This window comes from Bariatricus sp. HCP28S3_D3, assembly GCF_052065755.1.
Classification (GTDB): Bacteria; Bacillota; Clostridia; order Lachnospirales; family Lachnospiraceae; genus Allocoprococcus.
Genome location: NZ_JBQHTK010000021.1, coordinates 41383 through 57330 on the forward strand (window position 1 = coordinate 41383; position 15948 = coordinate 57330).

General features: G+C 43.4%; 13 protein-coding genes. All 13 read right to left on the reverse strand.

Annotation, left to right across the window (positions count from 1 at the left end; genetic code table 11):
• Positions 1–5 precede the first annotated feature (5 nt).
• The 13 genes from ACTNB3_RS12460 to ACTNB3_RS12520 all read right to left on the reverse strand — a co-directional run bounded on the left by ACTNB3_RS12460 (position 6) and on the right by ACTNB3_RS12520 (position 15837).
• On the reverse strand, positions 6–4649 hold the full coding sequence (locus ACTNB3_RS12460; protein ID WP_441026046.1) for a glycoside hydrolase family 2 TIM barrel-domain containing protein: 4644 nt from the start codon (positions 4647–4649) through the stop codon (positions 6–8).
• A 16-nt stretch (positions 4650–4665) separates the two neighbouring features.
• Entirely contained in the window at positions 4666–5844 is a 1179-nt protein-coding gene (locus tag ACTNB3_RS12465) for a radical SAM/SPASM domain-containing protein (RefSeq protein WP_441026048.1), read from the reverse strand.
• A complete protein-coding gene (locus tag ACTNB3_RS12470) occupies positions 5828–6712 on the reverse strand; it encodes a hypothetical protein (protein ID WP_441026050.1) in 885 nt (294 codons plus the stop codon). The genes ACTNB3_RS12465 and ACTNB3_RS12470 overlap by 17 nt, the downstream gene beginning before the upstream one ends.
• Positions 6713–6833: 121 nt before the next feature.
• Positions 6834–7082: a hypothetical protein gene (locus tag ACTNB3_RS12475; RefSeq protein WP_441026052.1), complete on the reverse strand. Its 249-nt coding sequence runs from the start codon at positions 7080–7082 to the stop codon at positions 6834–6836.
• Between the two features lie 17 nt (positions 7083–7099).
• Entirely contained in the window at positions 7100–10447 is a 3348-nt protein-coding gene (locus ACTNB3_RS12480; protein ID WP_441026054.1) for an Ig-like domain-containing protein, read from the reverse strand.
• A gap of 74 nt (positions 10448–10521) precedes the next feature.
• A complete protein-coding gene (locus ACTNB3_RS12485; RefSeq protein WP_427820100.1) occupies positions 10522–10809 on the reverse strand; it encodes a PqqD family protein in 288 nt (95 codons plus the stop codon).
• 490 nt (positions 10810–11299) lie between these two features.
• Positions 11300–11503: a hypothetical protein gene (locus ACTNB3_RS12490; protein ID WP_427820099.1), complete on the reverse strand. Its 204-nt coding sequence runs from the start codon at positions 11501–11503 to the stop codon at positions 11300–11302.
• 81 nt (positions 11504–11584) lie between these two features.
• Positions 11585–11764 carry a hypothetical protein gene (locus ACTNB3_RS12495; RefSeq protein ID WP_427820098.1) on the reverse strand — a complete coding sequence of 60 codons (180 nt, stop codon included), beginning with the start codon at positions 11762–11764 and terminating at the stop codon, positions 11585–11587.
• 77 nt (positions 11765–11841) lie between these two features.
• Positions 11842–12783 (reverse strand): Rpn family recombination-promoting nuclease/putative transposase, encoded by a 942-nt coding sequence (locus ACTNB3_RS12500; protein ID WP_441026057.1) that lies wholly within the window; start codon positions 12781–12783, stop codon positions 11842–11844.
• A 305-nt stretch (positions 12784–13088) separates the two neighbouring features.
• Positions 13089–13316 carry a hypothetical protein gene (locus ACTNB3_RS12505; protein WP_427805899.1) on the reverse strand — a complete coding sequence of 76 codons (228 nt, stop codon included), beginning with the start codon at positions 13314–13316 and terminating at the stop codon, positions 13089–13091.
• Positions 13317–13397: 81 nt separating this feature from the next.
• Entirely contained in the window at positions 13398–14399 is a 1002-nt protein-coding gene (locus ACTNB3_RS12510; RefSeq protein ID WP_441026059.1) for an Rpn family recombination-promoting nuclease/putative transposase, read from the reverse strand.
• A gap of 305 nt (positions 14400–14704) precedes the next feature.
• The gene (locus ACTNB3_RS12515; RefSeq protein ID WP_441026061.1) at positions 14705–15298 is read right to left on the reverse strand and encodes a hypothetical protein; all 594 of its coding nucleotides are present in this window, start codon (positions 15296–15298) and stop codon (positions 14705–14707) included.
• 101 nt (positions 15299–15399) lie between these two features.
• Entirely contained in the window at positions 15400–15837 is a 438-nt protein-coding gene (locus ACTNB3_RS12520) for a hypothetical protein (RefSeq protein WP_441026063.1), read from the reverse strand.
• Positions 15838–15948: the final 111 nt, after the last annotated feature.

Genomic DNA, 15948 nt, shown 5'->3' on the forward strand with positions numbered 1-15948 from the left:
AGCTCTTACTTAGTCAAATTATTATAGCTTGTATAGACAGGATCGGAATAAACGTAAACAGTCTTTCCATTGCTATTTGTATAGGTCAGGTAAGCACGGATCACATAAGTCGTAGAACTGCTCTTAGGTGTCATGCTATAACTGTATGTTCCTGCACTTCCAATACTCTTGACACTGACTTTCGTGCGGCCTGAAGTATTTACATTCAATGATTTTGCACCTAATAAAGCTTTCGTAATATAGACAAATCCTTGACCAGTGATCGTATAATAATCGTCCTGATTCTCGAAATCTGCCACTGTTCCTTTCAGCTTGATCTTTCCGTCATTCTGTGATGCTGAAAGGGTCACATCAGGTACTTTGAGTTCTTTTATCTCCTCCAGCTTAGGAATTGTTTCAGTCCTAGTTTCGCCACAGACGGTACAGGTATAAGTTTTGATACCTTCTTCTTCCGTAGTTGCTGCTTTCGTCACAACGCCACTATCCCAACTATGGCCGGTAGCAGAAATCACGGTTCCACTGGTAACAGTCTCACCACAGATGGTGCAGACCTCATCTCCAGTATAACCTTCTTCCGTACAGGTAGCAGCTCTATAGCTCTGCAGCACTGTAGAATGTCCAGTAGCAGGAATTATTTCACCAGATTTAATAACCGTTCCACATTCCTCACAGTAGACATCCCCAGTATAACCTTCTTCCGTACAGGTAGCTTCCTTGGCATCGATAATGGTAGTATTCTCGTGAGCACACCCCTTAGTCAATTTTACTCTATAAGTTTTTGTTTCACTGCTATCCTCAGAAATAGTCAGGATGCGCACTATGCCATCCGTATATACTGGTAGAATAGTGATGCCTGCATTCACATTCGTAACAGCTGTTACAGTAGAACCATTGGCTTCATAAGCCAGCGTATCAGCATCAAATCCACTTACTGTTATGCCATCCACAGAGATACCTGACAGATCAGCTGAAGAATTGATCTCTACACTTCCCGCATAAGTCATTATTTCAGCCTCTGTTAAGCCAACGCAATGACCTGACTGCTCTGTAAAAGTAACACGCAAGGCAATCGGATTGATAACCTGATCAAATACATATTCTGTTTTAGTAAAGCCAGCTGTCGGAGTAACATCCATATAACCAATTTCAGTAAAGTCGGTTCCATTCAACGAATACTCAAATTTTACAGAGCTAGGTAAGGCCGCAGAATAATTATCTGTAAAGTAATACAGATTTACACTAGAAATCAGCTGTGCCGTAGTCCACATAAAGGTAATAGCTGCTGTACTGCTGTTATTCCTGTTGTTGTAGTTAGTCCAACGGGCATTAGTAGCTGAACTATCGCTTGTCACCCCGTCCACAATAGAGGACAGATTGTCAGAAATTGTTCCACAGTCTTCAGAAAGATTTGCACCAGAAGCCACGTTTTTACTTTCCGTATTCACTGCCTCGGCCACACGAACAGTACAGGTAACCGGCAGTGTCTTTTCTCCAATAATGTTTGCCGTACCATTTACGGTCACAATATCTCCTACCTCAGCAAAATCACTTGCATTAACAGAATCCCACGTCACATCAAATTCACCTGTTACCGTTCCGTCTGCCAAGACACCATTCACGGTGCTGGGCAATACAGGCGCTTTCTCTGTCATAGTGACAGTAGAAACATTCCGTACCGCAGCCACGTCTGCAATAACATGAAGTCGAGCAATGACAGTGATAGGATCATATCCTTCAAAGCTCAGTGTACCAGTGACTGTATAATCTCCGGCATTATCATAAACGTCAGAAGAGATTTCATTCCATGCAACAGCACCTTCCAAGCTAGAACCATCCGCCAACTTTCCGGTTGCTGTGGTGTTCAGTTCTGGAACTGTCCCAACCATAACACTGTAATCCCGAACCATAGTATAGCTGACCAGTCCTTCTTCAGTCGCTCCATCATCTACAGCAATTGTGTTAATAGTCGCACTGCCGCCAGTCAAACCATCTGAAGTCACATTGACCGTGATATTTCCAGCTGTGTCAGTGGACTTCACAATTACCAGTGCCTTACCCGCATAAGCGGCAATATGAGCGCTTGTACTACTGGTCAGAACACTTGTCTGCTGATATTTCTCTGTAGTAGCCTGATCGCCGTTGTCCACACCCACAATCTCACCATTACCTACAAGTGAAAAGCTGATTGTGTTAGATGCCGTAGTATCCAGGTTACCATCAGCATCCTGGACTTCTACCTCGATGTAGGCCAAACTTTGCCCGTCCGCATTCATGACTGTCTTATTCTGAGTCACTTCCAGTTGCGTAACCGTTCCAGGAGTCGTAACCACCTTGTTTCCAGACGTATTTTGAATTTCATCATCACTCTCATCATAGGCAATGGCAGAAATAGTTCCTGCTTCATAGGTCACATTGAAGGTGGCATACAGACTGGCTGAACCAGAAGCTGACACGGCAGTACAAACACCACTGTTATCACTCTCCGTAGTGTAAGTATAATACTTATGTCCTGCACTGGTGGTATTCACCTTCCGGGTGGCTGTGCCTATCAGGTTTTCGTTACGGTACAGCTTTACCACTGGAGCATTACTATAGACAACAACCGGAGTCTGACCATTGCTGTCAGTATACATATTTTCGCTATCCCAGGAAGTCACCAGATGAAGTGTTGTGCTGTCCTGATCCCACTGGCTGCGATAGAGATAATATGTATCTTTTTCAAATCCTGCAGTGTCGACAATACCAAAATAACTGCTATTAGGAACCGCACCACTACCAGATACGGAACCGGTACCTGTACCGTTCCACGGAGTCGGTTCTCCGATGTAGTCCCATCCAGTCCAGACAAATTCACCTGACACAAAATCATTTGTCATAGTATTCCAGATGGAATCATGAGCCGATATTCCCCAAGAGACAGCATAGTTATCGTAAGAAGTCAGGTGCATGAAACTGTCACTGCCGTTGGTAGTTGTATAGACACTCCGGCTGTTGATTGCAGAACTAGTCTCTGTCGAAATCAGCACACCCCATGCATTATACAGATTTGAAAGGGAACTGCTGGAATTCGCGTAGTTGAATCCCGCAACACCACCATTATTCAACAGGACTTCTAAGATCTGCCCGGCAACTGTGGAAGTACTGGTAGACCATTTATTATCTCCCAAAGTATAAGTACGACTGTTATCCAGCTCCTTAATCCAATTAATCAAATTCTGAGTAATGGTAGGATAATTATCACTCAGATCCAGCTCATTTCCCAAAGACCACACAATGATAGAAGGATCATTTCGATCTCTCTTAACCATACTCTTAATGGTATACTCTGCCCATGTCATAGAGCTGTCACCGCCCAGAATAATATTGGTGCTTCCAATGCTAGTATTGAAATACTTACTGAAATCATTCCCATTTCCATTTTTAGAATTCGTCCAACAGTCAAATGCTTCCTCCATAACCAGAAGCCCCAGTTCGTTGCAGATGTCGATGAAGTCTTCATCTGCTGGATTGTGGCTGGTCCTGATAGCATTCACACCCATATCCTTCATGGATGCAAGCTGCCGATACATCGCATCATAGTAAGCCGCCGAACCAGCAGCTCCCTGGTCATGATGCATACAAACGCCATTTAGCTTAACAGCCTTTCCATTCAGGTAGAAACCACTGTCTGTAAAGCCAAACCAGCGGAAACCAAATTCCGTATCATAAGTGTCGGTCAGAGTCCCATTCACATAAACCTCCGTACGGACAAAATATAAATTTGGCTCATCAATGCTCCACAGCTTAGGGCTGCTGACTACTGGGCTGGCGATAATAGTGCTACTAGAGTTAGCTTTCACCGTGTCCGTAGTCTCAGCGATATTGGAAGCTGAAATACCATCACTGGTATAGACTGTATTCTTCACAGTCACTTCCACATCCGTGTCACTGTCATTATCCAGCTCCACCTCGGCTTGGACAGTTCCGTCTCCGCTGGAGATATTCGGTGTGGTCACATAAGTACCATTATATGCCACATGAATTGCGTCGCTAACAATGAGGGTTACATCTCTGTAAATTCCACTCCCAGAATACCACCGACTCGTAGGGATATTATTCACAGCCTTCACTGCAATCACGTTCTCCGTTACACCATCGCAAATTACATAATCGGTGATATCAAAGGCAAAGGAAGTATACCCATAATGGTTTTCTCCCACATAAGTACCATTAATATAGACATAAGCGTCAGAATATACACCATCAAAATTCAGGACGATAGTCTTTCCTTGTTCAGCCTCAGTTAATAGAAAACTCTTACGATACCAGCCAGTTCCACCAGGCAAAAATCCACTTTCTGCTTCACCTGAGGTCGTGAATTCCTGGCCAATGCTGAAATCATGTGGAAGAGACACTTTCTCCCAGGAAGAATCATCAAAGTTCGCACCAGAAGCGGAACTATTGTCACCCAGATAAAATTTCCATCCATTATTAAAGTCGTTCTCCCGATCAACGGCACCAGAAGAAACGATAACCGTCTGCTCTTCGCCTGCTACTGTGCCAATGTCACCGGTATCTTCTGCAGCAAAAGCCATCATATAACTGTTGGAGAGCACCATGGCAACAGATACTGATGTTGCAATCATTCTCTTAAATAGGTTATTTTTCATATCTAGCCTCTTTTCTTTAGTTTTCATCAAACACACAGCTTTCCGGCTGCGTAGTTGCCAAATCTGTGGATGCTGCAATCATATCGACAGGCAGCTTATCCATAAATTTCTTATAATATTGTGAAGCATATTTTGCCTTCTCACACAGGTAAACTGGCCGCCCCGTAAAGCCGCCGGTCTCGTTGTAGACCATCGCTGCACAAACATAACAAATCTTCCGATTGACACAGTTCCCACAATACGAGCTGTATCTGGCATTGTCAGTCCAATCAACGATCTTCTGCCATGCATCATGAAAAGACTTGTTTTTCAGACTAACCTTTGGATAATCCATCATACCACATCCACTTAAGTTACCTTGCCAATCCACCCAATAACTGCACCGTCCGGACAAACATCCCATTTTCTGCGCCGGTTTTTCCGCAGCTTCAGCAAGCAGTTCCGGCGTTAGTTCCTGATACTTTCCGGCGTTAACCGCCAATCTGCAGAACTGTTCCGGTGTAAGCTGATACCAGTCAGAAAGCACCTGATAATAGGCGCACTCCTGTGGCGTCAAACGCTCCGAAAACTCCTCTTCACGACCAATTCGGCGAACAGGCGGAAACATATAGGTTGCCACCCGGAGCCCCAGACCATAGCCGTGAGCAAAATCCAGCATTTTTTTCACATCTGCCGCATTGTCCGGCATCAAAGAACAATTGAACTTAAATCGAATCTTATTTTGAACCAGAAGCTCCACGCCATGGCGTACTTTATCCAGCCCATTAGGATCACCGCAGAGCCTTCCATAGGTTTCATTACTGCCTCCATAAAGCGTAATATTAATACGAGACGGCGGCATCTCTCGAAGCCATTCCACAGTATCTCTTGTGATACAGCTCCCATTGGAATTAATACTGATTTCCATACCCATCTTGTACATCGCCTGATATAACTCACGAATATGTGGGTACAGAAAGGTCTCTCCTCCTGTCAGCAACGGCGATAGAGTTCCTGCATCCCTGGCCTGCTCTGCCACATCCAACCAAAAGCTCAGAGGCTGAAGGCCACCCATTTTTTCCACCTCTCCGACGGTTTTCCGCACATAGCACATTTTGCATTGAAAATTACAGACAGGTGTTAATTCAAAAGCTCCCGTAATCGGAATTCTTTTTTTGGCTGACAGTCCAAATAATTTATCACGAATGGCTGACAAAGGAAATCACCTCATCTTTCTCTAATTGTTTTTTCAAGCATATCACGGCATCTCTGTCTGGCCTGCAAGTCAGCTGATAAACAGGATACAGCTCCAGAAGGTCAATCCAAAGCTGCTGGATCACCACCCGTTCTTCTGCGTTCCATAGATCTATTGCCGTCTGCTCCATCAGAAATCTAAGTGCCTGCGGAGCTGCCAGACGTTGAATCTGATTTTCAGTCCCCTGACGAAGAACAACAATTGCTCCCAGAATGAGACGTTTATTACTATAAATCGGGCTGCTTCCATCTACAGGATAACCATATGTATTAAATTCCCTATCTTTTTTTCGTATAATGGTGCGGTCATTGCCTACAATTTCCGCATGTTCAAACTGTCTCCATAATTGCGACTGTGTTGTTTTCCCCGTCTGGCTGGGTGCCGTAAAAAGTACAGCTTTCCCACAGACTTCTATTCTACTGGAATGCAGAATAAATGCCTGATAATGTGCCAACAGCTGTCTCATAGGAAGAAGCTGCAACACCTTATCCACAGTTCGAACAACACCAGGAAAACTCTTCTCATTTACATAAAGTTTTACCTGGGAAAAATCTGAAGCATAGACCACTTGAGAAATCGCTCCATCCTTTCCCATTTTTGCTTCCTCATAATAATAATTGCTTTCTTGGTAATACCGGAACATTCCGTCTTCACCATAAGGGATGCTGGACACTGCCGGAAGTATATCTGCAGCAATGACATCAATTAAAACATCTGGGACTCTATCACCACACCGAAACGGTTCTGTCCCTTCTAGAAATCGGAGTGAAATATCAGACGAAATCCCGATCCTGACATCACCTACAAAAAGGTATTGATTTTTCTTCATTGGTATCATCTTTTTATTTTCTTGTAAGGCAATCTACCACTGACAGATTGCCCTGCATACTTAGTAATGTAGAAAAGAGGGACCAGATGCGCCAAAGGCAACCAGCCCCTCTCTTAAGTCATTAAGATGTAAATATAGTACCGCCGCCTGCACTCAGATAGCAGGAGCAAGTCTCAAAAAAGTTCATATGTGCAGGAGATTCCGCATCAAAGGTTTCTTCTCCAAAATAATCGCATGCTGTATAAAATTTACCATTGTATTCATGAGCCTCAGGTCCCAAATCCACTATTGTACCGCAACCAGTCGCAATAGCTGTATCCATCTGATACTCTTCAATCACAATTATCGGCTTTTCATAATTTGCTTTCATTACCAATCACTCCCCTTCTATTTAGCCGTTACGACATAGGTCTCGCTAGCTACACCATCTGCGTTATAGGCTATAATTTCATAAGTCGTGCCTGATATTACTTTTGTATAGGACTTGCTGAAACGAAGCTTACCGGAAACTGTCTTTCCAGTGACTTTCGTACCGTTGATGGTCACATAGGACACATCCTTGGAGGTCACCACGTTCACGGTTGCCTTCTTAGTCTTACTTGCATAGGAGCAGCTGGTCGTGATGCTGGCTGGGGTGAAGACCGGAACTTCTTCCTCTGCTTCTTCCGCCAGACTGGCAGCATAGGTCTTGCTAACCAAGTAGAGTGTATTCTCGCTATACTCGTCATCAGTAACAATATCCGTACTATAGGCTAAGTTAAACTCGTCTACGCCGGTGACTTTGAGGTTGGTGAGGGCTGTCAAACCGCTTACTCCTTCGACATTCACATAACCAATCACAGTTCCATCATCCAGTGTCTCCACTTCTACATAGTCGCTGATGTCATAGTAGCAGTCCGCGCTGTTGCCGATTTCAAATGTGCCGGAGCCAACTGTCACTTCAGATGCTTCTCCATTCGGAGCTTTCATGCCCAGATAGAGCTTGTAGGACTTAGAATCCCAGTTGACCAATGCAAAGCTGCCGTTGTAGCCCTCTTTCAAATACAGCTCCTGATTCGGACCGATGTCACTATACCCTTCGACATCTGCGATCTCTCCGTTCACATCAGTCAAGGTGAACACATCGTCTGCGTACTCTCCTTCATAGTCAGCAACAATCTTCTCTCGAATGTTGACCACGGCCACATTCTGCTCACCGTCTGTAGAGTAGGCGCTGTTGGCCGTCGCATACCCCTCATTATCCTCTGTGCTAGTACCCATAGGCTGGAATACCCGGATACCATCCAGATAGAACTCATTGTTAGTCTCGTGCAGTGTGCCGGACTTGTAAACATAAATTGTCACCGTATAAGTATCATAGCCACTCTCCAACATAGTATTCTGATAAATAGGAATGTTGTATAGGGTAGTATCGAGGATCTGATCAGTCTCTTTTTCCGGAACAGTCACATAGTTGATCGTGTCGATGTACTGGGTATCAACCTCAGTTCCCACACTATCTGTTACCTTCACCCGAATATAGCCAGTAACATTGGATACCCGACCATAGATCGTGGTACCTACACCAGTGAAGCTGTAAGAATACTGAGCCGCACCATTGGTGGTGTCTACTTTCAGGCTAGTTCCGTAGCTGTCGCCCAGATTGTTCAGGTAAACCGCGTCGGTACCATAAGTACTATCAGTGGTAGTGCCCACAAAGCCGGTCTCCTGATAGTCGTTCAAGCTCTGACCGACTGTATTGAAGGTTGCATTGTTAGTCTTTGTCGTTACCAGCGTTCCAAAGTTCTCCTCATAGTACATGGAAGTTGCCGGAATAATGGTCAGAGTAGCGGTATCAATTACTTGGCTGCTATCGGTACTGTCTTGTGCAGTGACGGTATATGTAAAGGTCTCAACTCCGCTCAGCGGCTTGGTCAGAGTATAAAGCAACTTGTTGTCCTCTGTAACTGCTATCGTACCGTAAGTACCCTCCGTTTTGTCTACAGTCAGCGAAGTGAACGTACCGTTGGAAATAATATCATCGTGCAGGACATCGATCTCAACAGGCAAACCATAGTCGATCACAATTGTATCATTGTTTGCGTCAACAGCTAATTCAGACACATACTTATAACTATTGGTGCACACGAAAGTAACGGTATCGGCAGCGGTTTCACTGCCAGTGACGGTCACGGTATCAGAGGTCGCATCATCACCACCGCTAATATCGGCATAGGCAACTGTGGAGGTCGCTGTCCAGGAAGGTGTGGCCCATCGATTAGACAAGCCGCTAGTGTCCTCAACAATATAGTAGCTGACTTCTTCGTCCAGACTGATGTTCTTAAAGGTGGCTGTCTGACCGTTCTTCAGAGTAAAGCCCCCGTTATCGTCCGTACTTCCGGTACCGACCAGATTGTTGTCTGTGTCGTAAATCGAATAGCTCTTATTAGGAACAATTGCGTCATTCTTATACGCCGTAAAGTGGAAGTCAATATTGTTCAAAACTGCCATGACATCCGAAGGGATTGTTTCATCAATGCCAGAATATGTATCCGCAATATTCTTAGTCACGGACACACTGTCGCGCTGAGGCAGGTTAAACTTGATCAGACAGTTGGTACGTCCCTGTCCACGGTCCATGTAATAGATAGTCAGGGTATGATTACCGCTGGCAGCAAAACCTGTCAAAGTTGTACCAAGGGCTTCGTACAGATTCGTCTGGCTCAGACCGGTGGAATCATCAACTACCGTATCGGTTGCCAAGTCCCCAACAGAACTATAGCCATTAGCGGAGTGAAGAATGACGTCGCCGGTAGCAAAATTGATGCTACCAGTAATTGCATCGTGGGTACCACCAATATCCAAGGCCAGAGTCCCATCAATATAGACCCACACGTCGTCATCACCCGCAAACTTGAAGGTGATGTCGTTACCGTTGGCGTCTTTGCCGTTATCCGTCATCTGGAAATTGACGGTGGTGACCATACCGAAGCCATATTTCATGCCGTTGCTAGAATAGTTGGTGTTGCTGGCCGCGTTGATTTTATACGCCGTTGTAGTGGAAGACGATCCTGCCGTATAACCGGTCATAGTCGTACTACTCAGGCTATTGAAAGGAGCAAAACCAGTAACCGACGTATTGGTTCCAGAGTAACCTACATAACCAGCCGGAAGGTCAGCAATCAACATTTGGACGTTGGAAGCCCCAGTGCCATTTTCAAAATATACCGCGTTCTTGTCGCTATTCAGCTCGTAATAGCCCGTCTTCTCATCATAGATAAAAGGGACCTTTACATTCTTATATACACTGGTATAACTGTTATCAGCATCAGCAAACAGGTTGGCAGCGTTCACAGCATCGCTGAACGGCGCATTGCTGCTCTCGCTGAGCTTGCTGACGGCCAGACCGGAATAAATCTTCCAGTTCTGATCATTGTCCTGCCACTTGCTGAAATCCGCAATGGAATTACTGTTAATCCCACTAATCGATTCGCCTGCCGTAAAGTAGAAGCCCTTGCCCTCATAACTGCCGTCAGTGGACTTATAGTCCACCTCTTCCGTTGCCGCATTGGCTGCGGCCTCATTCCAGCTATACAGGTTGCTGTCGAAGTACTCCACATTCAACTTTGTGTCACTTTTCTGACTGGGGATAGGTTTTACTTCTGTTGCCGCCAGTGCTGTAGCAGGCAGCAATGATGCCAGCATTCCAAGCGTAAGCACTGAGGATAGAATACGCTTGGCAAATTTTCTTTTCATAGTACTTTCCTCCTAACTTTAGATAATTGATTGTTGTTGATATATGTTAAATTGCTAATTGCAATGGATGACCATTAACATCGCAAAACCATATTGCGGGATAACGCTGTATCCAAAAATTCGGCTACATCTTGCAGACTTTGCTTCTTCTCCAAATCATATTCTTGAGCAAACATCTCTATCAACTCCTCAAGAGAACGCTCTTGCTCCAATGCTTTCCAAAGAAATGCACCTGTAGAATTTATGGAAATAATTCCGAAAAAGGATTCCGCAACCTTTCCAGTGGGTACCAAAACTGCTTCGCCCGCAATCTCACGATATATGTAATCTGGATTTCTGCGAAAAGATACTTTATCATCCATGCTTACTACCTTCTTTCTCCAGTTCCACTTGTTTCACTTCATTTTTCCAAAACGGTTATACTATCGGGAAGCTAAATGTCTTTCTCGCTACATACGACAATTGCATCTATATAGTAATTATATTTCCCCATTTAATTGCGTACTGTCTGGAATATAATTTATTGCATCGTATATTAAAATACTGCCCATTTATAGATGTATAAATTCCGAATTATCGGACTTTGCACCTAGTAATCGCATAATATTAGCATCTTATTCATTATAACTCACCCGTTCTTCATATCCTCATCTTAAAGTATTAGATTTCTCATTTACTTTTCACTTTTTTCTTTTCATCTTTCTTCATATCCCTACCTTCATTTAGAGCACCTATAAGTTGAAGTAGTCACAATCAAAGTCAAAAAAATGAAAAAAGATGCCAAGGAGAATTTCTACGCTTTTTTACCCTCAGCACCTTTTCTTTTCATTTCAATTAACTTTGATATCCAAATCAGATATCAGCCTGGCTCCAGTAGCTCTCTACAGCCTTTTCTGCCTGCTCTCTGGATATTTCGAATTTCTGCATTACTCTTTGGATTGCAGCATCTTTCTCTATTCCAAAATCGTACAATGTTTCCACTACGCCTTTTACCACGCCAAGTTTCATGCCACGCTCTATGCCTTCATTATATAGATCTTCCAATGCCTTACACATATCCACTTTCCTCTTCCCTTGACTCTGTTCTATATTTCCCTTCAGTACTCTCTCCGAGTACAGAAACTCCAGCAAAGCAGACTATCTCCAGTAACGCTCCACATCCTTCTCCGCCTGTTCTCTGGATATTTTAAATTTCTGCATTACTTTTTGAATTGTTGCATCTTTTTCTATCCCTAAATCGCACACTGTTTCCACTACACCTTTTACCCTGCCAAGCTCTATTCCTTCGTTATACAAATCTTCCAACACTTTACACATATCCACAGTCTCCTCTGATTCTTCCCTATCCTTCCCTTCAGTATTCTCTCCAAATGCAGAGTTTCCAGCAAATCAATCTATCTCCAATAACTCTCTACATCCTTTTCCGCCTGTTCTCTGGGTATTTCAAATTTTTGCATTACTTTTTGAATCGCAACATCTTTCTCTATTCCACAATCATACAATGTTTCCACTACACCTTTTACTATTCCTTCATTATACAAATCCTCTAACGCCTTACACATATCCACAGTCCCCTTCCCCTGACTTTTCTCGATATTTTCCTTCAGCATTCTCTCCGAATGCAAAAATTCCCGGATCACATAATACGTTTCTTCATCTACATTTTGAAAATACTCTTTTCTGTCGTTTATATATTTCAGTAAATTTTCTTTATCTCCTCTACACTGTATCATACCCAGAACTTCTTGTAAATCGCTTTTGAATCGCTCTAAGTGCTCCAGATTCCCAGCATCAATCAGATTAATCCGATAATTCGGAACATATTCCTTCAAAACTGCATTTTTCTTCTCATCCTCACTCCACCGCAGCATTCCGTACAGATCTTTACTCCCATCCCATTGGTCTACATCATAATAGAAGACCAGTGTAAGCACCGGAATCAATCGATCATCTTTTCGAAATTTCGAAAGAAATTCGGCCGTACTCATCTTTTCTACACCTTTATTCCACATCCTCTGAATCTGCCCGACATAAGACAGACCGTCATACAGCATATTGCGTACAGCCATGGCATAGTGCACTTTTGCTTGATTCTCGCATGCCAATAAGATCAGCACTGCGTCTTTCTTCCACTTCATAACAATATCCCGATACCTATGTACTTCCTGCTTCTTCCCATTTTTGTCTGTCAGCAGGATATCTTCCTCTCCATCTACCGGCTCTAATTCTTCCGGCCGGATCACCTGCTCCCCGTTAAATACTGTTGCGTTAAATAAATCTGCAAATCGTTTTGGATTCCCCATCCACTGCCGCACTGCAGCATTGCTCTGGCCCATATTACTACCTCCGCATTCTGTTCTTTTGTTCATCAAAGTTGAAATATCCGGCGAAACTGCCTTTGAATTTTGAACCGTTTTGAGTAACGGTTGTTCAGACGGATAGATTTTATTTGTCCGGATCGGACTCCGTCTGAGATTTTGATGTGTGATTAGTATAGCACAGAGTTTCCTCTTTGCACAGCCCCTTAATATACAAAACTACCGGAAATGCTTTTCTACATCTCCGATAGTTTCTTACATTGGATATCTTTTCGCAATACCATCCACGCAATCTTATAACTAGAGAATACCAATTTATCAGCTTATCTCCAATAGCTCTCTACATCCTTCTCCGCCTGTTCTCTGGGCATTTCGAATTTCTGCATGACCCTTTGGATTGCAACGTCTTTCTCTATTCCGAAATCATGTAATGTTTCAACTACGCCTTTTACCACTCCAAGCTCCATGCCACGTTCCATACCACATGTCATTCCACGCTCCATTCCAATCTCTATTCCTTCATTATACAAATCTTCCAATGCCTTACACATATCCACAGTCTCCTTCCCCTGACTTTTTTCTATATTTCCCTTCAATATTTTCTCCGAGTACAGAGATCCCAACAAATCAACCTATCTCCAATAGCTCTCCACATCCTTCTCTGCCTTCTCTCTGGATATTTCGAATTTCTGCATTACTCTTTGAATCGCAGCATCTTTCTCCATTCCAAAATCATGCAATGTTTCCACTACGCCTTTTACCACGCCGAGTTCCATGCCACATTCCATACCACGCGTCATTCCACGCTCCATTCCAATCTCAATTCCTTCATTATACAAATCTTCCAATGCCTTGCACATATCCACAGTCTCCTTCCCCTGACTTTTCTCTATATTTCCCTTCAGCATTCTCTCCGAATGCAAAAACTCCCGGATCACATAATACGTTTCTTCATCTACATTCTGAAAATATTCTTTTCTGTCATTTATGTATTTCAATAAACTTTCTTTATCTCCTCTACACTGTATCATACCCAGAACTTCTTGTAAATCGCTTTTGAATCGCTCTAAATGCTCCAGATTCCCAGCATCAATCAGATTAATCCGGTAATTCGGGACATATTCCTTCAAAACTGCATTTTTCTTCTCATCCTCACTCCACTGCAGCATTCCGTACAGATCTTTACTCCCATCCCACTGGTCTACATCATAATAGAAGACCAGTGTAAGCACCGGAATCAATCTATCACCTTTCCGGAATTTCGAAAGGAATTCGGCCGTAGTCATCTTTTCCACATTTTTATTCCACATCCTCTGAATCTGCCCGACATAAGACAGACTGTCATACAGCATATTGCGTACTGACATGGCATAGTGTACTTTTGCCTGATTCTCGCATGCCAATAAGATCAGCACTGCATCTTTCTTCCACTTCATGACAATGTCCCGATACCTATGTACTTCCTGCTTCTTCCCATTTTTGTCTGTCAGCAGGATGTCTTCCTCTCCATCTACCGGCTCTAATTCTTCTGGCTGGATCACCTGCTTCCCGTTAAATACTGTTGCGTTAAATAAATCTGCAAATCGTTTTGGATTCCCCATCCACTGCCGCACCGCAGCATTGCTCTGGCCCATATTATTACCTCCGCATTCTGTTCTTTTGTTCATCAAAGTTGAAATATCCGGCGAAACTGCCTTTGAATTTTGAACCGCTTTGGATAACGGTTGTTCAGACGGATAGATTTTATTTGTCCGGATCGGACTCCGTCTGAGATTTTGATGTGTGATTAGTATAGCACAGCGTTTTCTCTCTGCACAGCCTCTAAATATATAAAACTACCGGAAATGCTTCCCAACATCTCCGATAGTTTCTTACATTTGATCTCTTTTTACAATACCGCACATGCAATCTTATAGATAGAGAATGCCAATCTATCAGCTTATCTCCAATAACTCTCCACATCCTTTTCCGCCTGTTCTCTGGGTATTTCGAATTTTTGCATTACTTTTTGAATTGCAGCATCTTTCTCGATTCCGAAATCACGCAATGTTTCCACTACACCTTTTACCACGCCAATCTCTATTCCTTCATTATACAAATCTTCCAATGCCTTACACATATCCACAGTCTCCTTCCCCTGACTTTTCTCTATATTTCCCTTCAGCATTCTCTCCGAATGCAAAAACTCCCGGATCACATAATACGTTTCTTCATCTACATTTTGAAAATATTCTTTTCTGTCATTTATGTATTTCAATAAACTTTCTTTATCTCCTCTACACTGTATCATACCCAGAACTTCTTGTAAATCGCTTTTGAATCGCTCTAAATGCTCCAGATTCCCAGCATCAATCAGATTAATCCGGTAATTCGGGACATATTCCTTCAAAACTGCATTTTTCTTCTCATCCTCACTCCACTGCAGCATTCCGTACAGATCTTTACTCCCATCCCACTGGTCTACATCATATTCAAGTACGCCTCGGCGTACTTGCTGCGAGGTGCGCGTCATGCTTTGCATGACATAATACATCTGCGCACCTCTGCAATCCGCCGGAGGCTTTATCTTGAAAGGAGATTGGACTCCCATCAAGACATATTTGTCGCAACTCACCACCTATAGAGGTGGGAGTCTTATCTTCTTTCAAGATAAAAAACCAGTGTAAGCACCGGAATCAATCTATCATCTTTCCGGAATTTCGAAAGGAATTCTGCCGTAGTCATCTTTTCCACATTTTTATTCCACATCCTCTGAATCTGCCCGACATAAGACAGACCGTCATACAGCATATTGCGTACAGCCATGGCATAGTGCACTTTTGCCTGATTCTCGCATGCCAATAAGATCAGCACTGCGTCTTTCTTCCACTTCATAACAATATCCCGATACCTATGTACTTCCTGCTTCTTCCCATTTTTGTCTGTCAGCAGGATATCTTCCTCTCCATCTACCGGCTCTAATTCTTCCGGCCGGATCACCTGCTCCCCGTTAAATACTGTTGCGTTAAATAAATCTGCAAATCGTTTTGGATTCCCCATCCACTGCCGCACCGCAGCATTGCTCTGGCCCATACTAATCTCCATTCCGCCGCCTTTGGCTGGCGGCACAAATAGTAATGAAAGTGTTCCAACTCTCTACGTTGTGCTGTAAAATAGTTTGCAAGAAGCTACACTACAAAGCAC

Coding starts and splice junctions, on each gene's coding strand:
- ACTNB3_RS12460 (WP_441026046.1), bottom strand. CDS start 4,649: ATGAAAAATAACCTATTTAAGAGAATGATTGCAACATCAGTATCTGTT.
- ACTNB3_RS12470 (WP_441026050.1), bottom strand. CDS start 6,712: ATGAAGAAAAATCAATACCTTTTTGTAGGTGATGTCAGGATCGGGATT.
- ACTNB3_RS12475 (WP_441026052.1), bottom strand. CDS start 7,082: ATGAAAGCAAATTATGAAAAGCCGATAATTGTGATTGAAGAGTATCAG.
- ACTNB3_RS12480 (WP_441026054.1), bottom strand. CDS start 10,447: ATGAAAAGAAAATTTGCCAAGCGTATTCTATCCTCAGTGCTTACGCTT.
- ACTNB3_RS12485 (WP_427820100.1), bottom strand. CDS start 10,809: ATGGATGATAAAGTATCTTTTCGCAGAAATCCAGATTACATATATCGT.
- ACTNB3_RS12490 (WP_427820099.1), bottom strand. CDS start 11,503: ATGTGTAAGGCATTGGAAGATCTATATAATGAAGGCATAGAGCGTGGC.
- ACTNB3_RS12495 (WP_427820098.1), bottom strand. CDS start 11,764: ATGTGTAAAGTGTTGGAAGATTTGTATAACGAAGGAATAGAGCTTGGC.
- ACTNB3_RS12500 (WP_441026057.1), bottom strand. CDS start 12,783: ATGGGCCAGAGCAATGCTGCAGTGCGGCAGTGGATGGGGAATCCAAAA.
- ACTNB3_RS12505 (WP_427805899.1), bottom strand. CDS start 13,316: ATGTGTAAGGCATTGGAAGATTTGTATAATGAAGGAATAGAGATTGGA.
- ACTNB3_RS12510 (WP_441026059.1), bottom strand. CDS start 14,399: ATGGGCCAGAGCAATGCTGCGGTGCGGCAGTGGATGGGGAATCCAAAA.
- ACTNB3_RS12515 (WP_441026061.1), bottom strand. CDS start 15,298: ATGTATTATGTCATGCAAAGCATGACGCGCACCTCGCAGCAAGTACGC.
- ACTNB3_RS12520 (WP_441026063.1), bottom strand. CDS start 15,837: ATGGGCCAGAGCAATGCTGCGGTGCGGCAGTGGATGGGGAATCCAAAA.